General features: G+C 40.7%; 23 protein-coding genes and 10 tRNA genes. 7 read left to right on the top strand and 26 right to left on the bottom strand.

Going from position 1 to position 22,673, the window contains the following annotated elements; all coding sequences use genetic code 11:
- Positions 1-4 precede the first annotated feature (4 nt).
- Positions 5-1,225, bottom strand: a complete 1,221-nt coding sequence (gene arcA, locus PVK70_RS02010) for an arginine deiminase (protein WP_130046909.1) — start codon at positions 1,223-1,225, stop codon at positions 5-7.
- A gap of 153 nt (positions 1,226-1,378) precedes the next feature.
- On the opposite strand from arcA, the gene rraB reads away from it, so the two are divergent.
- Positions 1,379-1,795 carry a ribonuclease E inhibitor RraB gene (rraB, locus tag PVK70_RS02005; RefSeq protein ID WP_130044378.1) on the top strand — a complete coding sequence of 139 codons (417 nt, stop codon included), beginning with the start codon at positions 1,379-1,381 and terminating at the stop codon, positions 1,793-1,795.
- Between the two features lie 75 nt (positions 1,796-1,870).
- Complete coding sequence (locus tag PVK70_RS02000) at positions 1,871-2,713, top strand: glycosyl hydrolase 2 galactose-binding domain-containing protein (RefSeq protein ID WP_130046908.1); 843 nt, start codon at positions 1,871-1,873, stop codon at positions 2,711-2,713.
- Between the two features lie 136 nt (positions 2,714-2,849).
- Here PVK70_RS02000 and PVK70_RS01995 read toward each other — a convergent pair whose 3' ends face one another.
- The 3 genes from PVK70_RS01995 to pepA form a co-directional block, all read right to left on the bottom strand.
- Positions 2,850-5,711 (bottom strand): valine--tRNA ligase, encoded by a 2,862-nt coding sequence (locus PVK70_RS01995; RefSeq protein WP_130046958.1) that lies wholly within the window; start codon positions 5,709-5,711, stop codon positions 2,850-2,852.
- A 110-nt stretch (positions 5,712-5,821) separates the two neighbouring features.
- Positions 5,822-6,265: a DNA polymerase III subunit chi gene (locus PVK70_RS01990; protein ID WP_130044376.1), complete on the bottom strand. Its 444-nt coding sequence runs from the start codon at positions 6,263-6,265 to the stop codon at positions 5,822-5,824.
- 95 nt (positions 6,266-6,360) lie between these two features.
- Positions 6,361-7,869 carry a leucyl aminopeptidase gene (gene pepA, locus PVK70_RS01985; protein ID WP_130046907.1) on the bottom strand — a complete coding sequence of 503 codons (1,509 nt, stop codon included), beginning with the start codon at positions 7,867-7,869 and terminating at the stop codon, positions 6,361-6,363.
- Between the two features lie 190 nt (positions 7,870-8,059).
- Here pepA and lptF point away from each other — a divergent pair, with 190 nt between their 5' ends.
- Both lptF and lptG read left to right on the top strand, forming a co-directional pair.
- A complete protein-coding gene (gene lptF / locus PVK70_RS01980) occupies positions 8,060-9,172 on the top strand; it encodes an LPS export ABC transporter permease LptF (protein ID WP_130046906.1) in 1,113 nt (370 codons plus the stop codon).
- Positions 9,165-10,241 carry an LPS export ABC transporter permease LptG gene (gene lptG / locus PVK70_RS01975; RefSeq protein ID WP_130046905.1) on the top strand — a complete coding sequence of 359 codons (1,077 nt, stop codon included), beginning with the start codon at positions 9,165-9,167 and terminating at the stop codon, positions 10,239-10,241. Before lptF ends, lptG begins: the two co-directional genes overlap by 8 nt.
- 58 nt (positions 10,242-10,299) lie before the next feature.
- Here lptG and PVK70_RS01970 read toward each other — a convergent pair whose 3' ends face one another.
- Complete coding sequence (locus PVK70_RS01970) at positions 10,300-10,764, bottom strand: RDD family protein (protein WP_165366842.1); 465 nt, start codon at positions 10,762-10,764, stop codon at positions 10,300-10,302.
- A gap of 179 nt (positions 10,765-10,943) precedes the next feature.
- On the opposite strand from PVK70_RS01970, the gene PVK70_RS01965 reads away from it, so the two are divergent.
- Positions 10,944-11,028: transfer RNA gene (locus PVK70_RS01965), tRNA-Leu, on the top strand.
- Positions 11,029-11,160: 132 nt separating this feature from the next.
- Here the strand turns inward: PVK70_RS01965 and PVK70_RS01960 are convergent.
- The 14 genes from PVK70_RS01960 to mutY all read right to left on the bottom strand — a co-directional run bounded on the left by PVK70_RS01960 (position 11,161) and on the right by mutY (position 15,582).
- Positions 11,161-11,418 (bottom strand): DUF2999 domain-containing protein, encoded by a 258-nt coding sequence (locus tag PVK70_RS01960; RefSeq protein WP_045102898.1) that lies wholly within the window; start codon positions 11,416-11,418, stop codon positions 11,161-11,163.
- A 21-nt stretch (positions 11,419-11,439) separates the two neighbouring features.
- On the bottom strand, positions 11,440-11,826 hold the full coding sequence (locus tag PVK70_RS01955) for a diacylglycerol kinase (RefSeq protein ID WP_130046904.1): 387 nt from the start codon (positions 11,824-11,826) through the stop codon (positions 11,440-11,442).
- 108 nt (positions 11,827-11,934) lie between these two features.
- Positions 11,935-12,010, bottom strand: a tRNA-Asn gene (locus tag PVK70_RS01950).
- 7 nt (positions 12,011-12,017) lie between these two features.
- Positions 12,018-12,093 (bottom strand) — tRNA-Phe (locus PVK70_RS01945).
- A gap of 7 nt (positions 12,094-12,100) precedes the next feature.
- A tRNA-Thr gene (locus PVK70_RS01940) sits at positions 12,101-12,176 on the bottom strand.
- Between the two features lie 75 nt (positions 12,177-12,251).
- Positions 12,252-12,327, bottom strand: a tRNA-Asn gene (locus PVK70_RS01935).
- 32 nt (positions 12,328-12,359) lie between these two features.
- Positions 12,360-12,435: transfer RNA gene (locus tag PVK70_RS01930), tRNA-Thr, on the bottom strand.
- Positions 12,436-12,478: 43 nt separating this feature from the next.
- Positions 12,479-12,554, bottom strand: a tRNA-Asn gene (locus tag PVK70_RS01925).
- Between the two features lie 6 nt (positions 12,555-12,560).
- Positions 12,561-12,636: transfer RNA gene (locus PVK70_RS01920), tRNA-Phe, on the bottom strand.
- A 7-nt stretch (positions 12,637-12,643) separates the two neighbouring features.
- A tRNA-Thr gene (locus PVK70_RS01915) sits at positions 12,644-12,719 on the bottom strand.
- A 76-nt stretch (positions 12,720-12,795) separates the two neighbouring features.
- Positions 12,796-12,871: transfer RNA gene (locus PVK70_RS01910), tRNA-Phe, on the bottom strand.
- Positions 12,872-12,980: 109 nt separating this feature from the next.
- A complete protein-coding gene (mltC, locus tag PVK70_RS01905) occupies positions 12,981-14,117 on the bottom strand; it encodes a membrane-bound lytic murein transglycosylase MltC (protein WP_130046903.1) in 1,137 nt (378 codons plus the stop codon).
- 137 nt (positions 14,118-14,254) lie between these two features.
- Positions 14,255-14,527: an oxidative damage protection protein gene (locus PVK70_RS01900; protein ID WP_130046902.1), complete on the bottom strand. Its 273-nt coding sequence runs from the start codon at positions 14,525-14,527 to the stop codon at positions 14,255-14,257.
- 2 nt (positions 14,528-14,529) lie between these two features.
- Positions 14,530-15,582 carry an A/G-specific adenine glycosylase gene (mutY, locus tag PVK70_RS01895; RefSeq protein WP_130046901.1) on the bottom strand — a complete coding sequence of 351 codons (1,053 nt, stop codon included), beginning with the start codon at positions 15,580-15,582 and terminating at the stop codon, positions 14,530-14,532.
- Between the two features lie 218 nt (positions 15,583-15,800).
- Between mutY and trmB the strand changes: the two genes are divergently transcribed.
- Entirely contained in the window at positions 15,801-16,517 is a 717-nt protein-coding gene (trmB, locus tag PVK70_RS01890; RefSeq protein WP_130046900.1) for a tRNA (guanosine(46)-N7)-methyltransferase TrmB, read from the top strand.
- 130 nt (positions 16,518-16,647) lie between these two features.
- Positions 16,648-17,568: a glutaminase B gene (glsB, locus tag PVK70_RS01885; protein WP_130046899.1), complete on the top strand. Its 921-nt coding sequence runs from the start codon at positions 16,648-16,650 to the stop codon at positions 17,566-17,568.
- 303 nt (positions 17,569-17,871) lie between these two features.
- Here the strand turns inward: glsB and hemW are convergent, their stop codons facing one another.
- The 7 genes from hemW to PVK70_RS01850 form a co-directional block, all read right to left on the bottom strand.
- On the bottom strand, positions 17,872-19,032 hold the full coding sequence (hemW, locus tag PVK70_RS01880; RefSeq protein ID WP_130046898.1) for a radical SAM family heme chaperone HemW: 1,161 nt from the start codon (positions 19,030-19,032) through the stop codon (positions 17,872-17,874).
- A 3-nt stretch (positions 19,033-19,035) separates the two neighbouring features.
- Positions 19,036-19,632, bottom strand: coding sequence for an XTP/dITP diphosphatase (locus PVK70_RS01875; protein WP_130044351.1), 597 nt, complete (start codon positions 19,630-19,632; stop codon positions 19,036-19,038).
- Between the two features lie 10 nt (positions 19,633-19,642).
- Positions 19,643-20,074 (bottom strand): DUF4426 domain-containing protein, encoded by a 432-nt coding sequence (locus PVK70_RS01870; RefSeq protein ID WP_130046957.1) that lies wholly within the window; start codon positions 20,072-20,074, stop codon positions 19,643-19,645.
- 89 nt (positions 20,075-20,163) lie between these two features.
- A complete protein-coding gene (gene yggU, locus PVK70_RS01865; protein ID WP_130044349.1) occupies positions 20,164-20,457 on the bottom strand; it encodes a DUF167 family protein YggU in 294 nt (97 codons plus the stop codon).
- A 7-nt stretch (positions 20,458-20,464) separates the two neighbouring features.
- Positions 20,465-21,019: a YggT family protein gene (locus PVK70_RS01860; RefSeq protein WP_122036612.1), complete on the bottom strand. Its 555-nt coding sequence runs from the start codon at positions 21,017-21,019 to the stop codon at positions 20,465-20,467.
- A gap of 64 nt (positions 21,020-21,083) precedes the next feature.
- Positions 21,084-21,902 (bottom strand): pyrroline-5-carboxylate reductase, encoded by an 819-nt coding sequence (gene proC, locus PVK70_RS01855; RefSeq protein ID WP_130046897.1) that lies wholly within the window; start codon positions 21,900-21,902, stop codon positions 21,084-21,086.
- Positions 21,903-21,966: 64 nt separating this feature from the next.
- Complete coding sequence (locus tag PVK70_RS01850) at positions 21,967-22,662, bottom strand: YggS family pyridoxal phosphate-dependent enzyme (RefSeq protein ID WP_130046896.1); 696 nt, start codon at positions 22,660-22,662, stop codon at positions 21,967-21,969.
- Positions 22,663-22,673: the final 11 nt, after the last annotated feature.

The raw sequence follows: 22,673 nt of genomic DNA, 5'->3' as shown, positions 1-22,673 counted from the left end.
GAGGCTAAATGCCGTCTCTTTCTATTGGGCAACTCATGCAACGCGCACCACCACGACCACGGCCTAATTCATCGCCTGTAATTGGAAGAACCTTGATACCAGCTTTGTCATATTTATCATTGGTATAAGTATTACGCTCATACGCTACGACAACGCCAGGTTTTATGGTCAGCACGTTATTGGCATCGTGCCATTGCTCTCGTTCGGCTTCATAGCTATCCCCGCCAGTCGTAATGATATTCAACTCATCGAGATCTAACGCTGCCATTAATACATTTTGAAAATTAGGCATCTCTTTAATCGCAAGGTGCTGTTCACCACAAGGCGTGATTGACCAGCAAGGCATATTTTTATTAACTACTCTTGGGTAGACTGAAAAAACGTTATGGTCCATATGAGTCATAACCGTATCTAAATGCATGCACGAACGATCTTCAGGTAGTTTAATGGCGATAACTTGCTTGGCTTGATGAGTTCGGAATAATTGTTTTGCTAGATTCTCAATACCTTGGGGAGTGGTTCGTTCAGAAATACCAACCAGTACGTTACCTTTGCCAATCACTAACACATCCCCACCTTCAATGGTGGCATTGTCGTAATCTCGGTTTTCATCTTCAAAATATTGTGAAAATACTTGCTGAGAAAATAAAGGGTGCCAGCGATAAATTGCACGTAAATGGTTCGATTCTCTTTTTCGTGCGTCTTTAGCCATTGGGTTAATAGAAACGCCACCATAGATCCAGCATGAAGTATCTCGAGTAAATAAATGGTTTGGTAATGGTTCAATGACAAAATCAAAGGGGTCACTCAGTTGCTGTAACATCGAGGGAGCTTTAAATGGAAGCTCAATAAAAGCAAGACCACCTAATAAAATTGAAGCCAGCTCCTTGTTGTCTTTTTCAAGCAGAAACGCCCTAATTTGATTAGAAAAAGTAGGACCAAAGCGATAATGAGAAATTTGATGTTTGAGCAGCCATTGTTTGGCCTCAGGATGTTGCAGCGTTTCTTCAAGTAAATTTTGTAGCAGTAATACTTCTACGCCTTGAGATTCTAACGTTGCTACGAATTGGTCGTGCTCTAGTAACGCTTTTTCAACAGAGAGCACATCATCAAACAGTAAGTCGTGGCAGTTTGTTGGGGTAAGGTGAGCAAGCGCTCTTTCTGGACGGTGAAGAATAACACGGCGTAATTGACCAATTTCAGAGCCAACAAATAGCTTATTCATAAGATTCCTTTCTAATATCTACAGCTAGTAAGAGAAATAATACCGTATAGTAGGGGATTATTCTTTAATTATTGAAGTATTAGGGGATTTGAGTTGGTCAGGCTATAATGGCTACTTACTCATTTATTATTTAATACAGTGTGGAGTCTTACTATGTCTCAAGAAGATGAATATCTATCGGTTGAGCAATTTCTTGAATTGCAAAAAGCGGAAACGCGTGAAATTATTGAATCGCTAAAAGCCGATGGTAGTGAGCCGGATGCACTGTATGCGATTGAACACCATTTAATGGCTGAAGATTTTAAAGCGCTTGAAAATGCGGTTGTTGAAGCATTTAAAATGGGCTTTGAAGTACTAGAAGCGGAAGAGCTTGAAGACGAAGACGGTGCGAAGATCTTATGCTGTGACGCAGTAATGGATTCAGCATTAGACGCTGATGTGATTGATGCTCAAGTTGAAAAATTAGTAAACCTAGCTGAAAAGCACGACATCATCTATGATGGTTGGGGTACTTACTATGAAGGCGAAGACGCTGAATACGACGTTATTGAAGATGGCGACGAAGATTAATTCGTAGCAAAAATTCAAAAGAACATATATGCCCTAGACGTGAACCACTTCTAGGGCATTTTTTTAAGGATGAATATGTCAGTCAATTCAAGAATTTTACTTAATAATGAGCAAGCGCTGTGGCAAGTTTCACCGCTCAGTGAGACCTCATTACCCATTAAAGATATTCCAATTCAGCAAGGTATTGTTTCTGCTTATGCGTCATTATCTGCTTCTGAAGTTAATGATCAAGAGTGGCATGTGATGCGATTTTTTGAGGTGGATGAAACCTTACTAAATTACCCTGCGATTGAATTAGTAATGAGTGGCGCCTCCCGTTACGCAGAAGTTCGAATTAATGGTGTCGCTGTATTTGATTGCACTGATAACATGACGCGTTACCGTAAAAATATTAAAGACTACCTTCAATTAGGCGGTAATCGTTTTGAAGTTCTATTCTTAGAAGAAGACGAAGATGATTGGTTACTGGATGATGACTTTAGTGAGCAAGTCTGTGAAATAAATCAGGCTTATCATCGCCGTTTTGGTGCTGTTCAGGATGTTGATATTAAAGATGATATTGGTATTTTTGGCGTGTGTTTCTTCCAACCAATCCCACACCTGGCGTTAGAGCATATTAGTGTTGAGCAAATTTGGCATCATGGCTGTGAGTTAAAGGTAAATGTTTATTTTAAGACATATAAGCCAGATTTAATCTCAGCAAGTGTTAAGTTTGATGGCATGACGTTGACGTTACCTGTAAACGTAAGAGGCGATCATATTTCTGCATTGTTTCAAGTTGAGGCGCCAAAATATTGGGATGATAAAGCTCAAAATCCCGATGATTTATACTCAATAATAGTGACACTGGATGGGCAGCAACATGAGTTAGAAATAGGCTTATGTCGTACAGAGAATGTTATTCATTTCCCGTTATAGTTGATAGCGCTATTTCTGATCACTTATTGTGATTAGTATTTGTGAATTTTCTCTAGATAATAAAAAAGGTCGATGCGTTCACATCGACCTTTTTTTATGCGTTTCAGTAAATTAACTTAATAATATTAAGGGTAATTTACAGCGCAGCGATTGTTACTTTTTGTGCTTCTAGTTTAGCCAGTGTTTCTTTATAGCCTTCTAGTTTTTCACGCTCTTTAGCGATAACCACTTCAGGTGCTTTAGCAACAAAACCTTCGTTACCTAATTTACCTTCAATGCGTTTAATCTCGCCTTGGATTTTTGCTGATTCTTTATCTAAACGAGCAAGTTCTGCATCTTTATCGATAAGACCCGCCATTGGGATCATCAACTCTGATTTACCAACAAGAGAGGTTGCACATGCTGGTGTCTCTTCATTGTCAGCAAGCACTTTGATGCTGTCTAGTTTCGCTAGAGAAGTCAGAACAATCTCATTGGCTTGAATACGCGCAGCGTCTTTTTCGTCAGCGACTTTAATCATCACATCTAAGCCTTTGCTTGGTGCGATGTCGTATTCAGCACGTAAGTTACGAATGCTTGTAATGAAGGCTTTAACCCACTCAAGATCAGCAACCACATCAGCATTGAAGTTTTCTTCATTAAACTGAGGTAATGCTTGAGTCATGATAGTCTCACCTTCAACACCGTTAACTAGCGGCTTAACGCTCTGCCAGATAGATTCAGTGATGTAAGGAAGAACAGGGTGAGCAAGACGTAATGTTTTCTCAAGAACCGTAATTAGCGTGTAACGCGTTGCACGTTGTTGTGCTTCAGTACCTTTCCATAGAACCGGTTTAGTTAGCTCTAAATACCAGTCACAGAATTGGTTCCAAATGAATTCATACAGCGTATTTGCTGCCATATCTAGACGGTAGTTTTCTAGATGAGCATTAAATTCTTTCGCTGCGATTTCAAACTGAGATTCGATCCATTTGTCTGCTAGTGAGAACTCAAGTTCAGCACCTTCAGTCATGCCACAATCGTGCTCTTCTGTGTTCATTAATACGTAACGGCTTGCGTTCCATAGTTTGTTACAGAAGTTACGGTAACCTTCAAGACGTTTCATATCCCAGTTGATATCACGACCCGTTGAAGCCATTGCTGCAAGAGTGAAGCGTAAAGCATCAGTACCGTATGGTTCGATGCCGTTTTCAAAGGTTTTACGTGTTGCTTTTTCAATCTTCTTCGCTAGTTGAGGTTGCATCATGTTGCCACAACGTTTTTCAACTAATTCTTCAAGACCAATACCATCGATCATATCGATAGGGTCAAGTACGTTACCTTTAGACTTAGACATCTTGTCGCCGTTTTCATCACGGATAAGTCCCGTCATGTAAACTGTCTTAAATGGTACTTGTGCATTGCCTTCTTCGTCTTTTACGAAGTGCATGGTCATCATGATCATACGAGCAACCCAGAAGAAGATAATATCAAAACCAGACACTAGAACTTCTGATGGGTGGAATGTTTTTAGTGCATCTGTGTTTTCAGGCCAGCCTTGTGTGCCGAATGTCCAAAGCGCAGAAGAGAACCATGTATCAAGTACATCGTCGTCTTGGCGAAGTACGATAACTGGAGAAAGGTTATTTTTCTCACGAACTTCTTCTTCAGTACGACCTACGTATACTTTACCGTCGTTGTCGTACCATGCAGGGATACGGTGGCCCCACCAAAGTTGACGAGAGATACACCAATCTTGTACATCACGCATCCAAGCAAAGTACATGTTTTCGTATTGCTTAGGAACGAATTGGATTTGACCATCTTCAACCGCTTTAACCGCAGGTGCAGCAAGAGGAGCAGTACGTACGTACCACTGGTCAGTCAGCATTGGTTCGATAACTACACCACCACGGTCACCGTAAGGAACGGTTAAATCGTGATCTTTAATTTCTTCAAGAAGACCTAGCTCATCAAACTCAGCTACGATGGCTTTACGAGCAGCAAAGCGCTCCATACCACGGTATTTCTCTGGGATCTCAGTGCTATAAACATCACTTTCTTCGCCGTTTGTTGTGAATACTTCTGCAGTATCACGAATATCCGCGTTGAATGTTAGGATGTTGATCATTGGTAGGCTATTACGTTTACCTACTTCGTAATCGTTAAAGTCATGAGCTGGAGTGATTTTCACACAACCCGTGCCTTTGTCCATATCCGCGTGCTCATCGCCAACGATAGGAATTAAACGACCAACGATAGGAAGTTCGATGTGTTTACCGATAAGATCTTTGTAGCGAGGATCTTCAGGGTTTACCGCAACACCAGTATCACCAAGCATGGTTTCTGGACGCGTTGTTGCTACAACAATGTAGTCTTTACCGTCAGCAGTTTTAACACCGTTTGCTAGTGGGTAGCGGAAATGCCACATGAAGCCTTTTTTGTCTTTGTTTTCAACTTCAAGATCAGAAATTGCAGTGTGCAGTTTCGGATCCCAGTTAACTAGACGCTTACCACGGTAGATAAGATCTTCTTCGTATAGACGAACAAAGACTTCTTGAGTTGCAGCAGATAGGCCATCATCCATTGTGAATCGTTCACGATCCCAATCTACAGATGCACCTAAGCGACGAAGTTGTTTCGTAATTGTGCCGCCTGATTCTGCTTTCCATTCCCAAATTTTGTCGATGAAAGCGTCACGACCGTAATCGTGTTTTGTTTTGCCTTCTTCTGCCGCAATCTTACGCTCAACAACCATTTGAGTTGCGATACCTGCGTGGTCAGTACCCACTTGCCAAAGCGTATTCTTACCTTTCATACGTTCAGCACGGATAAGTGTATCCATGATCGTATCTTGGAAAGCGTGACCCATGTGTAGGCTACCAGTGACGTTTGGTGGCGGGATCATGATGCTATAAGCTTCTTTTGATGTGTCACCGTGTGGCTTAAAGTAGCCTTTTTCTTCCCAAGTCTGGTACAGAGCTTGTTCTATTGATTGCGGGTTATATGTCTTTTCCATAGTGTTCGTCACGAATATCTCTATTAAAAAGTGGAATGCCAAATATCATAATTAATGGCTCATTATTAAAAAGAACAAAAATATGAGTCATTTAGCTATGATGATTGGCACTATTTTAATGTCTCGGTTTGCATGGCTCGGCCTGCATTACGGTATATTTTATACCTTTCTCGAGCGTGTTGTTTGCTTTTTTCTTCACAAGGTACGAAGTCTACCACTTGAGCAAAGGAAACCGCAAAATTTGCGACCTCTTGAGCTAAATTTATTAATACATGACGTCGGCCTGATGATCGTAACGTTCCCCAACCAATCTCAATAGGGGAGCCAGATTTTGGTCCCTCTCCAATTAAGTTGTGTGGAGTAAATTCTGATACTTCATTCTGCCAAAGCGCTTCATCAATTGATAAAGCCTGTTCCTTATCTTGAGCTAATATATACACTCTCGCATTTTGAGAATAATAATAATGAGCAAGCTGACACACAAATTTCAACAGTCCATCTTGAGTGGCTGTTGGGGATGTGGGTTCAAGGACATAAAAAAGTGCTTGGCTCATAATCTCTCTTACTTAATAAATGACGGAAAGAAGCTAAATCGCATGTATTAAAAAAGGGCCATTTAGAGGCCCTTTATATCATAAAACGAAGTGATTTATTCTACGTTTTCTTGGCCTGAACGATTCAGTAAGAACTGGACAAGCAATGAGACTGGTCGGCCTGTAGAGCCTTTATTAGCACCAGAGACCCAAGCGGTTCCCGCACTGTCAATATGAGCCCAGTGGTATTTCTTAGCAAAGCGAGCTAGGAAACAACCAGCGGTGATAGTACCAGCTGCTTTTCCGCCAATGTTAGCCATGTCTGCAAACGGGCTGTTTAATTGCTCGTTGTACTCTTCAGACATTGGTAAACGCCAAGCGCGATCACCTGATTGCTCAGAGGCATTAATAAGTTCATGAGCTAAAGGATTGTGGTTTGCGATTAAGCCATTGATATGATGACCAAGTGCAACAACACAAGCTCCTGTTAATGTTGCCACATCGACAACACACTCAGGCTCATAACGCTCAACATAAGTCAGTGCATCACACAGCACTAAACGACCTTCAGCATCGGTATTTAATACTTCAACTGTTTGGCCTGACATCGTGGTTAAGATATCACCAGGGCGGTAAGAATTACTGCTTGGCATGTTTTCACAACCAGCAAGAATACCTACAACGTTTAATGGTAGATTAAGCTGTGCTAGCGCTTTCATTGCACCAAATACAGACGCAGCACCACACATGTCGTACTTCATCTCATCCATACCATCACTTGGTTTGATAGAGATACCGCCTGAATCGAAAGTCAGACCTTTACCAATAAGTACGATAGGTTTTGCAGTTGGATCAGAATGGCCTTTATATTCCATAATCGACATCATAGATTCATTATGAGAACCTTGACCAACGGCTAAGTAAGACGTCATGCCTAGTTTCTTCATCTCTTCTTCACCGATAACTTTAGTCGTTACGGTTTCATAATCGTCAGCAAGACGACGAGCTTGAGAAGCTAAGTATGCAGGGTTTGCTACGTTTGGTGGCATGTTGCCTAAATCTTTCGAGGCTTTTACGCCAGAAGCAATAGACAAACCATGGTTGATTGCTTTTTCACCTAAGTTTAGTTCACGGCGAGTTGGTACATTAAATACTAACTTGCGTAATGGACGACGCGTCTCAGGTTTATTGCTCTTAAATTGATTAAAGGTATATAGGCTGTCTTTAGTAGACTCAACAGCTTGGCGAACCTTCCAGTACGTATCGCGACCTTTAACGTGAAGCTCTGTTAGGAAACATACCGCTTCCATAGAGCCTGTTTCATTTAGTGTGCTGATGGTTTTTTTGATGATATCTTTATATTGACGTTCACCAAGCTCACGCTCTTTACCGCAACCTACTAATAAAACACGCTCAGAAAGAATATTTGGTACTTGATGCAATAACAGCATTTGGCCCGGTTTACCTTCTAGATCACCACGACGAAGTAATGAACTAATGTAACCGCCGCTAATTTTATCGAGCTGTTCTGCTATTGGAGATAAACGACGTGGTTCAAAGACACCAACAACGATACAAGCGCTGCGTTGTTTCTCTGGACTGCCACTTTTTACACTGAACTCCATGCGTACTCCTACATCCTAAAGACAAATAGAACTAAATGTTAGATAATGAGCAAAATCTAGTTAGATACTATACTATGTAGTGTTCCGATTTCGCAGGCTAACATCTAGCCAAAGATTAAAAAATAAATGGTTTACACGGAAATTATAGTGATTCTGGCAAAAATACAAGTTTTCTATAGGTAGATTCGACGTGATTATTATTAGATATTTGATCAAGGAGACATTAAAGAGTCAATTTGCGATCTTTTTTGTGCTTTTTTTGATCTTCATGAGTCAAAAGTTTATTAGCATTTTAGCGGATGCTTCTGATGGAGACATTCCTGGTGGTTTGATTTTGTCTTTGGTTGGCTTGAATATGCCAGCAATGGGCTTATTGATGCTTCCATTGAGTATTTTTATTGGTATTTTACTTACCTTTGGTCGTCTCTATGCTGAGAGTGAAATAACGGTAATGAATGCGACAGGAATGGGGAACTCTATTCTTATTCGTGCCGCATTATATCTGGCTTTAATCACCGGGGTTGCTGCGGCGGTAAACTCATTGTGGTTGTCTCCTTGGAGCCAAGAAAAAACCACTCAATTAATGGAAACGGTTGAATCGGATGCCGGTATTGATTTACTGCAAAAAGGTCAGTTTCAGCGATCTCCAGATGGTAAAGCCGTTGTATTTATTGATGATATCAGCAACAAAAATGGTAAGCAGCTAGAGAATATATTTTTAGCTCAGCCAGTGCCACATGAGTCATTACGCCCAAGCGTACTCGTCGCTGAAAAAGGGGTCGTTAAAGAACTTCCTGATGGTCGTCAGGTCTTAGACTTACAAGACGGAACCCGTTATGAAGGGATACCAACACGTTTGGATTATCTTGAAAGTAACTTTAAATCTTATGAGCTCTTAATTGGGCAGAAAGATGTGAAAGAGAAACGTCGAGACTGGGATGCGATACCGACATTAGATTTAATGAAACGTGGTGAGTTAGAAGCAAAAGCAGAGCTACAATGGCGTATTTCTTTGATTATTTGTATTCCATTATTAACCATGGTTGTTGTGCCTTTATCTGCCGTTAACCCACGTCAGGGACGCTTTGCGAAGCTGGGGCCTGCGGTTCTTTTGTATCTTGCCTATTTCCTATCATTAAGTGCAGGAAAGTCAGCCATTGAAGATGGTGGATTAGCGCCTTATATTGGATTGTGGGCCATTAATGCCGTGCTATTAATTATCGGGATTGTATTGAACTCAATGGACAGTGTGTTTGTAAGGCAATTGAAAGAAAAAATGCGGAGAAAACCAAAACATGTTTAAGATTTTAGATTGGTATATTGGCCGTACAATCATTGCGACCTCTGCATTATGCTTGGTTACCTTGGTTGGTTTATCTTCAATTATCAAATACGTTGAGCAATTACGTAAAGTGGGTAGAGGGACATACGATCTTCTCGATGCGTTGTATTTTGTTATTTTAAGTATGCCACGTGATATTGAAATGTTTTTCCCAATGGCTGCATTACTTGGCGCCTTGATCGGCCTTGGTATGTTAGCTGCAAGCTCTGAATTGGTGGTAATGCAAGCTGCAGGCTATTCAAAGCTAGATATTGGTATCTCAGTACTAAAAACGGCTATTCCTTTAATGTTAATCGTCATGGCATTAGGGCAATGGGGCGCACCGCAAGCACAAAAGATGGCACGTGATTTACGAGCATTTGCCACATCGGGCGGTAATATTGCAGCGGTAAGAGCTGGGGTCTGGGCAAAAGATGCCAATGATTTTATTTATTTAGCCCGAGTGGATAATCAAGCTAAGCTTTACGGTGTGACGGTATGGCAGTTTGATGATGAGCATAAACTAAATAATATTTTATTTGCACGTAAAGCGGATTATCAATCTAAAGATGCGGGTTGGATGCTGAGTGATGTTTCTATTACTCAGATGAAAAATGAAGCAAAAATCAGTGAAAAGAAAGTGGATACGTTGAATTGGGCTACGACATTAACACCAGATAAGTTGGCGGTGGTAACAGTTAAGCCTGAAGAGCAGTCTCTTACTGGTCTTTATGATTATGTTAATTACTTAAAAGATTCAGAGTTAGATGCAGCACGTTATGAGTTGGCATTTTGGCGTAAAGCACTGCAGCCTATATCGGTTGCGGTAATGATGCTCTTAGCGCTCTCATTTGTGTTTGGCCCATTACGAAGTGTAACCATGGGGGCCCGTATCTTATCTGGTGTGATTGCTGGCTTTACCTTCTATATTTCGAATGAAGTGTTTGGCCCAATGACATTGGTATATAACATTCACCCGATATTCGGCGCTTTAGGGCCCAGTTTGATATTTTTATTTATAACCTTAGGGTTACTAAATAGAAAGCTTTAACGTAAAAAGGAGGTACTGCAGAGTACCTCCTTTTTTTATATGTATAGTGATTTACTACTTATACGGCTTTATCTAACACGATAACACGAGTTTTTGCCCAAGTATCTTGAAAAGCTGCATTGTCTTTAGAGATAAATACAAGCAGGTTGCCTAAACCAAAAGCTGAAGTCGACATACGAATAATCGCTTGAGTTAGGGTGATTGGTGAGCCATCAAGCTGCTGTACTTGAAGTTTCCAAGCACGCATTCCAAGCGTTTGGCCTTTACACCAAAAGTAAGCAAAGAAGCCTACAAATATAGAGATAAGAGTAATTGGGTAAAGATTGCGCCATAATGGGTCATGGTTTAAATAAGAGCTTACATCTGGAAAGTCACCATAACTAATGATCCCTGCACCATAAAGCATTTCAAGAGTAGCGACGATAGCGCCACCAGTTAGCATCATGATAGCGCTGATGATTAATGTATCGTAGAACCAAGCTCCCATGCGACGCATAAAGCCCGCTTGTTTTTGTGTTGTCATTTTATCTTCCATAAATTAAAAAACTGACAGCAGTATAACGATAGTGAAAGCAAAAATGAAAATCAGATTGTAAATAAATGCTGATTATTTCAGCAAACAAAAAACTAAGAGTAATAAAGAGCTTGCGCCAAGATCATCTCTGAGTATAATCAATCACATCAAGCAGCAATGCTGATAAAGCCGGTATGGTGAAATTGGTATACACGACGGATTCAAAATCCGTTTCCGAAAGGAGTGGCGGTTCAAGTCCGCCTACCGGTACCACATTTAAACGACAAAGCCTCGATGAAAATCGGGGCTTTGTTGTATCTGGGATATAGAAAGCACACCATCGTTCTCTCGATATAAAAAAGCCCTAACCGAAGTCAGGGCTTTAGTGTTGCTCATTGAAAAGGTTTATTGATTCTCTTCAAGCTTTGCTTTTGCTTCTTCTACTTTAGAGAAATCTAAACCTAGTTCTTCCACAGCTTCTTTAATTAAGCTTGGATTTGTCATCACTTGCATCATTAGCGGTTGCAGCTTTTCTTGGGGAATACCTAAGCTTTGAATGATAGCCATTGCTGCTAATGGATTTTGTGTTAGCGTTTGAAATACTTCAGCGATCTTCTCATCACTAACATTGTGTTCTTTTAATGTTTGAATAATAGGGTTCATTAGAATCGTCCTTATAATTAATTAAAGGTAGTTGCTGCCTAGGATCATTAACCAAGTAAAGCCAGCAAAGCACAGAGCGACAAATACAGCCGCAGAGCCAATATCTTTAGCTCTACCACTTAATTCATGATGTTCAGGGCCTATACGGTCTACAACCGCTTCTATCGCCGAGTTTAAAAGCTCAATCATAAAGATAAGAACAAACACACCAACCAATAAGATTTTTTCTACTACAGTCACATCTAAAAGTAGGGCAATAGGAGTTGCAATAACGAGCATCGCTAACTCTTGGCGGATGGCAGCTTCGTGTTTAAAAGCAGCGTTAAGACCTTGAATAGAAAAACCTGTCGCTTTGATTACACGCTTGATACCAGTGTTGCCTGGTTTTCCTGATGGAGTATCAGTCATTGTTTAACCTTAGATGAAGAGCCAATACGAATGGAAGGTATGGTAGTGCTGCATTTAATAAATAACAAGCATAAAAAAAGCCTCATCAAATGATGAGGCTTTTTAATATGGCTCCCTTTGCTGGACTTGAACCAGCGACATACGGATTAACAGTCCGCCGTTCTACCAACTGAACTAAAAGGGAATTGTAATGGTGCCTCGAGGCGGAATCGAACCACCGACACGAGGATTTTCAATCCTCTGCTCTACCGACTGAGCTATCGAGGCAAAAAAATGGTGCCGACTACCGGAGTCGAACTGGTGACCTACTGATTACAAGTCAGTTGCTCTACCTACTGAGCTAAGTCGGCACACTTAATTTTTTTGCTATCACTGAATTAAATCAGTGATAAGAAAACCTCATCTTACGACAAGATTTTTAAATATGGCTCCCTTTGCTGGACTTGAACCAGCGACATACGGATTAACAGTCCGCCGTTCTACCAACTGAACTAAAAGGGAACAGATTTTGTGTTCTTCTTACAAGGAAGAAATGGTGCCGACTACCGGAGTCGAACTGGTGACCTACTGATTACAAGTCAGTTGCTCTACCTACTGAGCTAAGTCGGCACTAATTTTTTATTAATCTTTAAACTATAAAGACTAAATTGTATGGCTCCCTTTGCTGGACTTGAACCAGCGACATACGGATTAACAGTCCGCCGTTCTACCAACTGAACTAAAAGGGAATTGTATGGTGCCTCGAGGCGGAATCGAACCACCGACACGAGGATTTTCAATCCTCTGCTCTACCGACTGAGCTATCGAGGCAAAAGAATGGTGCCGACTACCGGAGTCGAACTGGTGACCTACTGATTACAAGTCAGTTGCTCTACCTACTGAGCTAAGTCGGCACACTAAATTCTTTTGACTATTCGTGATCTAGCATTTATTTAATAAATCTAGAACTACACCAACAATCTTATTGTATGGTGCCCGGAGGCGGAATCGAACCACCGACACGAGGATTTTCAATCCTCTGCTCTACCGACTGAGCTATCCGGGCAACGAGCGCTATTAAACGGATTTTTGCCTCAACCGTCAACTTTTTTTTTCAAAATAGTCTCTTTTTTTGATTGTTTGATTGATAATTCATCGAATAGGCGATTTTATCGCTAAATCTTCCCTGAATTAAACTCTTTTTTAAACGCTGTAACCTTCTCTAAATAGCGACGAGCTTCCGCATTTTTGTGTTTTTTGGTTAAAGCCCAATAAACTTGATTTGGATTTAAGCTATTAATATCTTGAATTGCACGACTTCGGCTACTACTAAAGGTCGTTAATACGCCACCAGCTCCACCATTATAGGCTGAAATCATGCTGTATTGTTTAGACACTGGGTTACGAATGTCTTTTAAGTAACGTGTTTTTAAAATATAGAAATAAGCCGTTCCAGTATCAATGTTGTTATGAGGGTTGAAAAGATACTCGGGTGTTGGATCTCCCGGTTTATTCTTAACTAGCTTAAATACATCACGGCCTGCTGTTTTAGGAACCACTTGCATTAAGCCGTACGCATTTGCCCAACTTACCGCATAAGGGTTAAAACTACTTTCGGTTCTAATAATAGAATAAATGAGATCTTCAGGGATGTCATAACGTTGAGATGCACCACGAACAATATCAGCATATTGATATTCTCGTAGCTGAGTGTGGTTTTTAACCATAGGGATATCAACATAGTAAGCTTTTTTATAGTCAATATTTTTGGTTTTTAAATGGTGAGCAATGAGGTAATCAGCATAACGGTTAGCGCGCCAAGACCATTCAATCGGTTTATTATCCTGATCGACAACCTGTTGGTATAAAAACGGCTTTCCACCGAGAGTCACTGCAGCATCAGAGTAAAGATCGACACCGGCAGGGTCATCAGGCGTTAAAAGGGTGGTAATAATAGCTTGGCGTAAATGTGCTTTTGGCTCTGTTCCAGCGACGGTTTCAACAGTGACTTGACCTGTTGAAAAGTTAACTTGAGAGCGACTTAGGTAACCATCAGTGTATTTTACGTAAGAGCTTTTTCCTGCAATCACTAAGTTATTTTTCCCCCAGCGTTTTTCAACATTACCGCTAAAACTACTAATAAGCGAATCTAACGCTTTAATATCTTTAGTGAACTGGCCAGGTAAAGGCGCTAGATTTTTGGCAAAACGGTTAGTGGTATCGTAGTTTACCCCAAAAGTAGATTCTATTGATTCTCGGCTACAACTGGTAAGAAAAAGGCAAGCGGAAGCAATCAGGATAATTTTTTTCATAAAAACAATATAGATAAGAATTCAATAATTAGATTAACGGCAGAAGTGCATATACCCAAGCACCTTGAGGTTACTTGGGTATAGTACTGAAATAGATAAAAATAAAGCAGTCATTAGACTGCTTTATTTATTATAAATTATTCGCTTGGTGGTGTGTAGCCATCGATAACAACGTCTTTACCATCAAACAAGAAACCTTCCATTTCTGTTTCTAGCAATTTACGGTGCTCAGGATCCATCATGTTCAATTTCTTTTCATTGATCAGCATCGTTTGTTTATGCTGCCATTGAGCCCATGCTTCTTTGGAGATGTTATCAAAAATACGCTTACCTAGTTCACCAGGGTAAAGTTGAAAATCTAGGCCATCGGCTTCTTTATTTAAAAGAACGCAAAATACAGTGCGACTCATGGTTATTCTCCATTAGAAATTTCGAACGGTAAAGCATCCAGCAGTTTTTGAACTGGCGCTGCTAATCCTACCGTCATTGGTTGGGATAAGTTATACCAAACTCCACGCGTTCCTTCCATCACCATGTTCGGTTTCTTGTTCAGAGTGATAAGTACGGGAGTTATATCTAGGTGGTAATGACTAAAAGTATGACGAAAAGCAATCAATTGTTGGTTTGATTTTACGTCCATACCATAACGATCAGAGAGATCATTTAACGTATTTTCTGGTTGTTCAGGGAAACAATATAATCCTCCCCAGATACCAGTTTGAGGTCGCTGTTCTAGTAACACCTCACCATCATGATAGTAGATAGCAAACCATGCCTCTTTGGTTGGTTTATCTTTTTTAGGTTTTTTAGTCGGAAACTCTAATTGACGATCTTGGGCTTTGGCTTGGCAAAGATCATTGACTGGGCATAATTCACATTTGGGTTTAGATCGAGTACATACCATTGCACCCATATCCATCATGGCTTGATTATAGCGCTCAACACCTTCTTTAGGAGTATGCTCTTCTGCAACCTCCCACATGGCATTCTCAACGGATTTTTTACCTGACCAACCTTCAATAGCAAAGCAACGAGATAAGGTTCGCTTTACATTACCATCTAAAATAGGGTGGTGTTGTTTTAATGATAATGATAAAACAGCGCCAGCAGTAGAGCGTCCAATACCGGGAAGAGCAATGACTTCTTCAATGGTTTCTGGAAACTTCCCATTATATTGTTCAGCAATGATCTGTGCCGCTTTATGTAAGTTTCGGGCGCGAGCGTAATAACCAAGTCCAGTCCATAAATGTAATACCTCATCTTGTTCCGCATTGGCTAAATCAACAACCGTTGGGAAACGAGCCATGAAGCGCTCAAAGTAAGGAATAACAGTGGTGACTTGGGTTTGCTGTAGCATGATTTCTGACAACCATACTTTATAAGGCGTTTTATTTAATTGCCAAGGCAAGGTCTTACGGCCGTAATTGTCGTACCACTCTAGAATGGCGTGAGAAAAAGAAGTCATGACATGCTCGATCATATTTTTATAATTAACTGTGATCTCATCACACTGTGGTGGCTTTGTACACCCGATAGAAAATAGGGTTATTAATTAAGGGAGGTAATTACCTTAATTAAGCTTGTTTATAGCGAAAAGCAAAGATAATACTTGAACACTGAGCTAAACTTTGGATAATGCCGGATCCACAATCCTTGTTCAGAGAATAACCAGGTTATCCAATCATGACTGAAGTGACTAAAAACGACTTTACCGAAGAAGGTAAAATTGTTCGTAAAATTCGCAGCTTTGTACGCCGCGAAGGACGTTTAACGAAAGGCCAAGAAGGCGCTATTACTGAGTGCTGGTCTAACATGGGTATCGATTTCGTTGAGCAAATGCTTGATTGGAACGAGGTGTTTGGTAACAACAACCCTGTCGTTTTAGAAATCGGTTTTGGTATGGGTGCATCTTTGGTTGAGATGGCTCAGAACTCTCCTGAGAAAAACTTTTTAGGTATTGAAGTTCACCGTCCTGGCGTTGGTGCTTGTCTTGCAGCAGCAAAAGAAGCTGGCGTAACAAATTTACGTGTTATGTGCCACGATGCAGTTGAAGTGTTTGAATCAATGATCCCAGATTCTTCTGTAAGTACTTTACAGTTGTTCTTCCCAGACCCATGGCATAAAGCTCGTCACCATAAGCGTCGTATCGTTAAGGCTGAGTTTGCTGAGATGATCCGTCCTAAGCTGATTGAAGGTGGTATCTTCCACATGGCAACAGACTGGGAAAATTACTCAGAGCATATGATTGAAGTAATGAACGCGGCACCAGGTTATGAGAATATCGCTACCGATGGCGATTTCATTCCTCGCCCTGATGAGCGTCCGTTAACAAAATTTGAAGCACGTGGCCACCGTTTAGGTCATGGCGTATGGGATATTAAATTCCGTCGTAACGCATAATCCGTTTATTTTCAAACGGTATGACAGCGCACGATAAGCGCTGCATGGCTCTTATGCCAATTTAAATAAGTACTAAAGCCAACCTTTGTGTTGGCTTTTTTGTCCTTGCTATCAAAAGGAAGTAAAAATAATGAAGCCAACAAAACAAATATTAGATGATATTTTGAATGAAGTGCGTCCTCTTATTGGACAAGGAAAAGTAGCGGACTATATTCCAGCACTGGCTTGTGTTCCGAGTGATAAATTAGGCATTGCCGTATATACCAACGATGGTGAAGTCATTATCTCTGGTGATGCAGAAGAGTGTTTTTCGATTCAATCAATCTCAAAGGCATTGAGTTTAACGCTTGCTATGGAGTTATATCAGCCAGAAGAATTATGGCAACGCGTTGGAAAAGAGCCTTCAGGACAGGCATTTAACTCATTAATTCAGCTTGAAATGGAGCAGGGGGTTCCACGTAATCCTTTTATTAATGCTGGTGCGATTGTTATTTCAGATATGCTCTACAGTCGATTTTCTGCTCCTAAACACAGACTATTAGAATTTGTACGTAAGCTCTCAGGTAATGAACATATTATGTATGATCGAGCGGTAGCGAATTCAGAAATGGATCACAGTGATCGAAATGCATCGATTGCCTATTTGATGCGTTCATTTGGTAACTTCGATAATGAAGTGATGCCAGTATTAAAGAATTACTTTCACGCTTGTGCGCTAAATATGAGCTGTGTTGATTTGGCAAGAACATTTGGCTATTTAGCCAATAAAGGCATTCAACCAGAGACAAATGAGTTCATCGTAACGCCAATGCAGAGTAAACAAATTAACGCTTTAATGGCGACGTGTGGTTTATATGATGGTGCCGGTGAGTTTGCGTATCGTGTTGGTATGCCAGGTAAATCGGGTGTTGGTGGTGGTATTATCGCGATAGTTCCTGGTGAGATGACGATAGCGGTATGGTCTCCAGAGTTGGATCCATCAGGGAATTCGTTAGCTGGCACTAAAGCGTTAGAGCTGCTTTCAGAACGTATTGGTCGTTCGATATTTTAAGATAAGAGCAGGTTTCAGGAAAAGCAGAGTCGTGAAATGTTCGATTTTATCACTAACAACCCCCTCTAACTCCCCCTTCTATTAATATCATCGATCTCAATGCTTGGTCGATAAAGGGGGAGAATTTTCTTTGATGCTGGTATATCAACGATCACAATACTGTTCCTCCCCTTGTTCACCGCTGTTACTTGGTAGTCAGTATTGATATAAGGGGGGCTAGGAGGGGTTGCTGGTTGTTTAATTTAGAGTTTCGATTCTTTGCTCTTCCTGAAACCTTTAAGCGAAGCGATCTGAACCCTGAACTTAGTCCTCATCCCCCATAAACGCTTCTAACATATCATTCAAAAACAACTTGCCGTGCTCTGTGATCTGCCAGTGCGTCTCGGTTTCATCGAGATATTTCTTCTCTTTAGCCCAATCAATCGTCTCTTGAATCGACTCAAAACCTAATCCAGTTTTATCAATAAAATCTTGTTTAGGGCACGCTTCTAACAGACGAAAACGGTTCATGAAGAACTCAAAAGGTCTATCGTGATCCACAACCTCTTGTTCGTCAATTAAGTAAGGCTTCGTTAAATCTAAGAAGCCGCGTGGGTGCTTGATTTTAGTGGTTCGAACAATACGACCATCAGCAAAACTCAGCTTGCCATGAGCCCCGCAGCCAATACCTAAATAATCCCCAAAGCGCCAATAATTCAAATTATGTCGGCATTGATAACCGACTTTACTGTAGCCTGAAATCTCATATTGAACATAACCGGCGTCAGCAAGAATTTGGTGACCTTGTTCAAAAATATCCCATAAATCATCATCATCCGGTAACGTTGGAGGCTTATAATAAAATACCGTGTTTGGTTCAATCGTCAGCTGATACCAAGATAAATGTGGCGGATTAAGGTCAATCGCTTGTTTTAAATCAGATAACGCATCATCAATACTTTGATTCGGTAGGCCATGCATTAAATCAAGGTTGAAGCTGTTTAATCCGGCTTCATGCGCAAGACGAGCTGCACGAATGGCTTCATCTTTACCGTGAATACGTCCCAGTTTTTCTAATTTCTCTTGCTGAAAACTTTGCACACCAATGGAGATGCGATTAACGCCCGCTTCACGATATTCAATGAATCGACCAGCCTCTACGGTTCCAGGGTTTGCTTCCATTGTGATTTCAATGTCATCAGCAAAGGGTAAGCGTTTTTCAACTTCGGTCAATAAACGCTTAATCTCAGGAGCGGTAATTAAGCTTGGTGTACCACCACCAATAAAAATAGAGTGCAGCTTACGTGATTCATTTTGCATATCATAACGCGCAAGATCGGTATCAAGATCGTCAATTAACGCTGAAATATATTGTGCTTCAGGGATTGTCGTTTTCAATGCATGAGAATTGAAATCGCAATATGGGCATTTTTGAATACACCATGGGATATGAATGTATAAGCTTAATGGTGGTGGAACTAGCATTACTTATTTACCTTCCTTTAATGCAGCAAACAGTTTTTTCAGCGCTTTACCACGGTGAGAAAGTTGTTTTTTACGCGCAGGCTCAAGCTCTGCTGAAGAACAGTTATCTTCACTTACCCAGAAGATAGGGTCATAGCCAAAGCCATTTTCACCCTGTTGTTCAGTAGTAATGTGACCTTCCCATGAACCATGACAAATAAGTGGCGTAGGATCGTTCTCGTGCTTCATTAGTACTAATACACAATGAAAGCGTGCAGTACGTTTTTCTGCAGGAATACCGTCCATTGCTGCTAACATCTTATCAATGTTCTTTTGGTCGGTTGCGCCTTCACCTGAGTAACGTGCAGAGTAAACACCAGGTGCCCCATTTAATGCGTCGACCTCTAGGCCTGAATCATCAGCAATCGCCGGTAAGCCTGTTTCTTTCGCTGCGTGACGCGCTTTAATAATGGCATTTTCAATAAAGGTTGTGCCAGTTTCTGCTACATCAGATACGTTGAATTCACTTTGTGCAACCACATCAAATCCAAAGTCAGACAGCACATCTGCCATTTCACGAACCTTACCTTGGTTGCCTGTTGCTAGTACGATTTTGCTCATAATGATTCTCTTATTCTTCTACGTAAAACTTTTGATTGAATTTTAATTTGCCAGCACCCTTGGTATCGGCAGATACATTAATATCAAAGCGAAAGGTTTCTTCGTTAGTGATTGGTAGCTCTGCAATGTAGTAAATTGCGTTTTGCTCTTTAATTTCACGGAAGGTTAACGTTTTTGTTTGGCCGAGTAAATTTTTAGCGGTCCCTGTAATTTTTGCAGCAATAGCAGGCTTACCTGCTTGTGATATATCTAACACGCTGATGTTAATTAAGGCGTTGTAGCCAGAGCGTTTTAGTTGATAAGCGCGTGCTACTTTTGGAGTTAGAAATGTTGAGTTGAAGGCGGAATAATGAACCTCAACATTTTTAATTTGTACAAATTGACCTGCAAATGTGGGTAAACTAAAAAGAAACAGGGACAAAAGTAAGGTTATTTTTTTCATAGTGATCTTCATATAAAGGCCTCCATATAATACCAAATCCAGTAATTACATTGGTATAAAAAAGCCGAGGATTAACTCGGCATTAATAGTTATTTTGACAGTAATAATTGCTTGATGGCTTCAGGAATTATTTCAGGTGAATGAATTCGAACTTGTTTATGACGATTAAGTTCTCCTTTTTCTACCGTAATTTTTCCTTTAGCCACTTTAAACAGTTTGGAGAAGTACTTAATTAAATGCGCATTTGCTTTTCCATCAACAGGAGGTGCGGTAATCGCAATTTTAAGTTCTTCACCATGTACTCCAACAATTTGATCTCGACTGGCTTTTGGTTGCAGATACAGCCGTAAGATCAAATCATCATTATCGTATTTAACAGGCATCGTTAAATTACAAGCTATACCAAATAGGACCAATTAAATCGCCCATTAAGAAGTTAGCAAATTGAAGTACGATAAACAGCACTAATACGCTTAAGTCGAGTCCGCCCATTTGAGGAAGAATTTTACGAATAGGCGCTAACATTGGTTCTGTTAATTGGTGCATAACGTATTCAATTGGGCTGCGGCCTTGGCTTACCCAGCTTAAGATAGCGCGTACTAATAAGATCCAGAACAGCAAACCACCAGCGGCCTTAGCAAGGGCAATCAAACCAATGAATAAAAACTCAGGGCCAAAAGCAACACCGCCTGATACCACTAATTGTAGAGCAACGAACTTCACAACACACAGTACATAAGCAAATAATACAGTGGCTAAATCTAAGCTACCAATCGATGGGATAACACGACGTAAAGGAGAGACGATTGGTTGTGTCGCTTTTACGATAAATTGTGAAAATGGATTATAGAAGTCAGCTCGTGCAACTTGTAACCAAATTCGTAGGATCACGACCATGATGTATAAATCAAAAACGGTCGAGATTAAAAAGCTCATTGCATTCATAGTTTATTAACCTTAAAAATCATTGGTTTTGAAAATAAAGTGGTTCTGAAAATAGAATTACTTTTTAAAATAGAGATTCCATCTCTTCTGCTCGAGAGACCGCAGCTTGCATAGCCTTAGCGACGATCTCTTGCAGGTTATGTTCGTTAAAGGTGCGTAACGCTTCTGCAGTCGTGCCTCCTTTTGAGGTTACTTGCTCGCGCAGTGTTGATAGCTCTGTCTCAGGATTTGCTACCACCATTTCAGCTGCACCAAGTGCTGATTGTTGAACGAGTAGACGCGCAGTCTCTTCACTAAAGCCTTGTTTAATCGCTTCCGCTTGCATCGCTTCCATGAACAAGAAGAAATACGCTGGAGCGCTTCCTGCTGCCGCAATAACCGAGTTAATGCCAGATTCTTTCTCTACCCAACAAACCTCTCCTACCGCGGAAAGTAAATTACCAGCATAGGTTTTGTCTTGTTCTGAGATATGCTCTACCGCAAACAAGCCACTCATACCTTTACCAACGAGTGCTGGGGTATTTGGCATAACACGAACTAGATTCAATTCAGTGGTAAACATCTCATTGAGGCGCTTTGCTGAAATACCCGCGGCAATTGAGATAACTAACTTATCTGAGAAATCGACAATTTGTAAGGGTTCTGCTGCTACTGCCATCATTTGTGGTTTTACAGCCAAGACAATTACTTCAGCCTGTTGAGCTGCCGTTAAATTATCTGTACTCGTATTGATACCATAGCAACTTTTTAAATACTCAAGCTTCTCTGTACTTGGGTTGGTTGCTGTGATTTTTCCCTTTGGGTAGCCACTGCTAATTAATCCAGCAATGATAGAGCGAGTCATATTGCCCGCACCAATAAAAGCAATGTTGCGATGTTCCATTCGTGTTCCTTACTTTATACCAATCAATTTAGTGATATTGGTATCATTCGAGTTGAGATTCTTTTTAGCCTCTAGCACCAAAAATAGCGGTACCAATTCGAACCATTGTTGAGCCGGCTTCAATTGCGGCATCCATATCGCCACTCATTCCCATTGATAGGGTATCCACTTGCGGATATTGTGCGCGTAATTGGTTTTGAATGGAAGCAAGTTGTGTAAATGCTGCCAGTTGTTCATCATAATTAGAGACGTTAGCAGGGATCGACATTAATCCACGTAAAGTTAGGTTTGGCATCTCATTGATTGCCGCTGCCAGTGCCATGACTTCTTCAGATGTGGTGCCTGATTTGCTTTCTTCTGAGCTGATATTGACCTGAATAAGCACATTTAGTTTCCCAAGGCTTTTCAGACGTTGCTCATTCAAGCGTTGTGCTATTTTCAGGCGGTCAATAGAATGAACCCAATCAAAGTGTTCCGCTATTGGACGAGTTTTATTGGATTGAATAGGTCCAATGAAGTGCCATTCTAATTCTGTATTAGAATGGGTACTTTGGAAGTATTGCACTTTTTCAACGCCTTCTTGAACGTAGTTTTCACCAAATGCGCGTTGACCAGCCTCTATCGCTTGTTCGAGTAAGTCGATAGGTTTGGTTTTACTGACTGCCAGTAATTGCACAGAATCTGGTTGTCGACCACATTTTTGAATGCTATTCCCTATCTGAAGGGTGATTTGATTGATATTTTGCTTAATACTAGTCATAGAAACGATTA

It is taken from the genome of Aliivibrio sp. A6 (assembly GCF_028765505.1).
GTDB classification, from domain to species: Bacteria; Pseudomonadota; Gammaproteobacteria; order Enterobacterales; family Vibrionaceae; genus Aliivibrio; species Aliivibrio finisterrensis_A.
Note: the sequence above shows the minus strand (reverse complement) of the source record. Positions and strands in the feature narration are given on the sequence as shown.

What these genes read in the sequence shown, in the direction of transcription:
- arcA (WP_130046909.1), bottom strand. Translation starts at nt 1,225, where the DNA reads ATGAATAAGCTATTTGTTGGCTCTGAAATTGGTCAATTACGCCGTGTT.
- rraB (WP_130044378.1), top strand. Translation starts at nt 1,379, where the DNA reads ATGTCTCAAGAAGATGAATATCTATCGGTTGAGCAATTTCTTGAATTG.
- PVK70_RS02000 (WP_130046908.1), top strand. Translation starts at nt 1,871, where the DNA reads ATGTCAGTCAATTCAAGAATTTTACTTAATAATGAGCAAGCGCTGTGG.
- PVK70_RS01995 (WP_130046958.1), bottom strand. Translation starts at nt 5,711, where the DNA reads ATGGAAAAGACATATAACCCGCAATCAATAGAACAAGCTCTGTACCAG.
- PVK70_RS01990 (WP_130044376.1), bottom strand. Translation starts at nt 6,265, where the DNA reads ATGAGCCAAGCACTTTTTTATGTCCTTGAACCCACATCCCCAACAGCC.
- pepA (WP_130046907.1), bottom strand. Translation starts at nt 7,869, where the DNA reads ATGGAGTTCAGTGTAAAAAGTGGCAGTCCAGAGAAACAACGCAGCGCT.
- lptG (WP_130046905.1), top strand. Translation starts at nt 9,165, where the DNA reads ATGTTTAAGATTTTAGATTGGTATATTGGCCGTACAATCATTGCGACC.
- PVK70_RS01970 (WP_165366842.1), bottom strand. Translation starts at nt 10,764, where the DNA reads ATGACAACACAAAAACAAGCGGGCTTTATGCGTCGCATGGGAGCTTGG.
- PVK70_RS01960 (WP_045102898.1), bottom strand. Translation starts at nt 11,418, where the DNA reads ATGAACCCTATTATTCAAACATTAAAAGAACACAATGTTAGTGATGAG.
- PVK70_RS01955 (WP_130046904.1), bottom strand. Translation starts at nt 11,826, where the DNA reads ATGACTGATACTCCATCAGGAAAACCAGGCAACACTGGTATCAAGCGT.
- mltC (WP_130046903.1), bottom strand. Translation starts at nt 14,117, where the DNA reads ATGAAAAAAATTATCCTGATTGCTTCCGCTTGCCTTTTTCTTACCAGT.
- PVK70_RS01900 (WP_130046902.1), bottom strand. Translation starts at nt 14,527, where the DNA reads ATGAGTCGCACTGTATTTTGCGTTCTTTTAAATAAAGAAGCCGATGGC.
- mutY (WP_130046901.1), bottom strand. Translation starts at nt 15,582, where the DNA reads ATGACTTCTTTTTCTCACGCCATTCTAGAGTGGTACGACAATTACGGC.
- trmB (WP_130046900.1), top strand. Translation starts at nt 15,801, where the DNA reads ATGACTGAAGTGACTAAAAACGACTTTACCGAAGAAGGTAAAATTGTT.
- glsB (WP_130046899.1), top strand. Translation starts at nt 16,648, where the DNA reads ATGAAGCCAACAAAACAAATATTAGATGATATTTTGAATGAAGTGCGT.
- hemW (WP_130046898.1), bottom strand. Translation starts at nt 19,032, where the DNA reads ATGCTAGTTCCACCACCATTAAGCTTATACATTCATATCCCATGGTGT.
- PVK70_RS01875 (WP_130044351.1), bottom strand. Translation starts at nt 19,632, where the DNA reads ATGAGCAAAATCGTACTAGCAACAGGCAACCAAGGTAAGGTTCGTGAA.
- PVK70_RS01870 (WP_130046957.1), bottom strand. Translation starts at nt 20,074, where the DNA reads ATGAAAAAAATAACCTTACTTTTGTCCCTGTTTCTTTTTAGTTTACCC.
- yggU (WP_130044349.1), bottom strand. Translation starts at nt 20,457, where the DNA reads ATGCCTGTTAAATACGATAATGATGATTTGATCTTACGGCTGTATCTG.
- PVK70_RS01860 (WP_122036612.1), bottom strand. Translation starts at nt 21,019, where the DNA reads ATGAATGCAATGAGCTTTTTAATCTCGACCGTTTTTGATTTATACATC.
- proC (WP_130046897.1), bottom strand. Translation starts at nt 21,902, where the DNA reads ATGGAACATCGCAACATTGCTTTTATTGGTGCGGGCAATATGACTCGC.
- PVK70_RS01850 (WP_130046896.1), bottom strand. Translation starts at nt 22,662, where the DNA reads ATGACTAGTATTAAGCAAAATATCAATCAAATCACCCTTCAGATAGGG.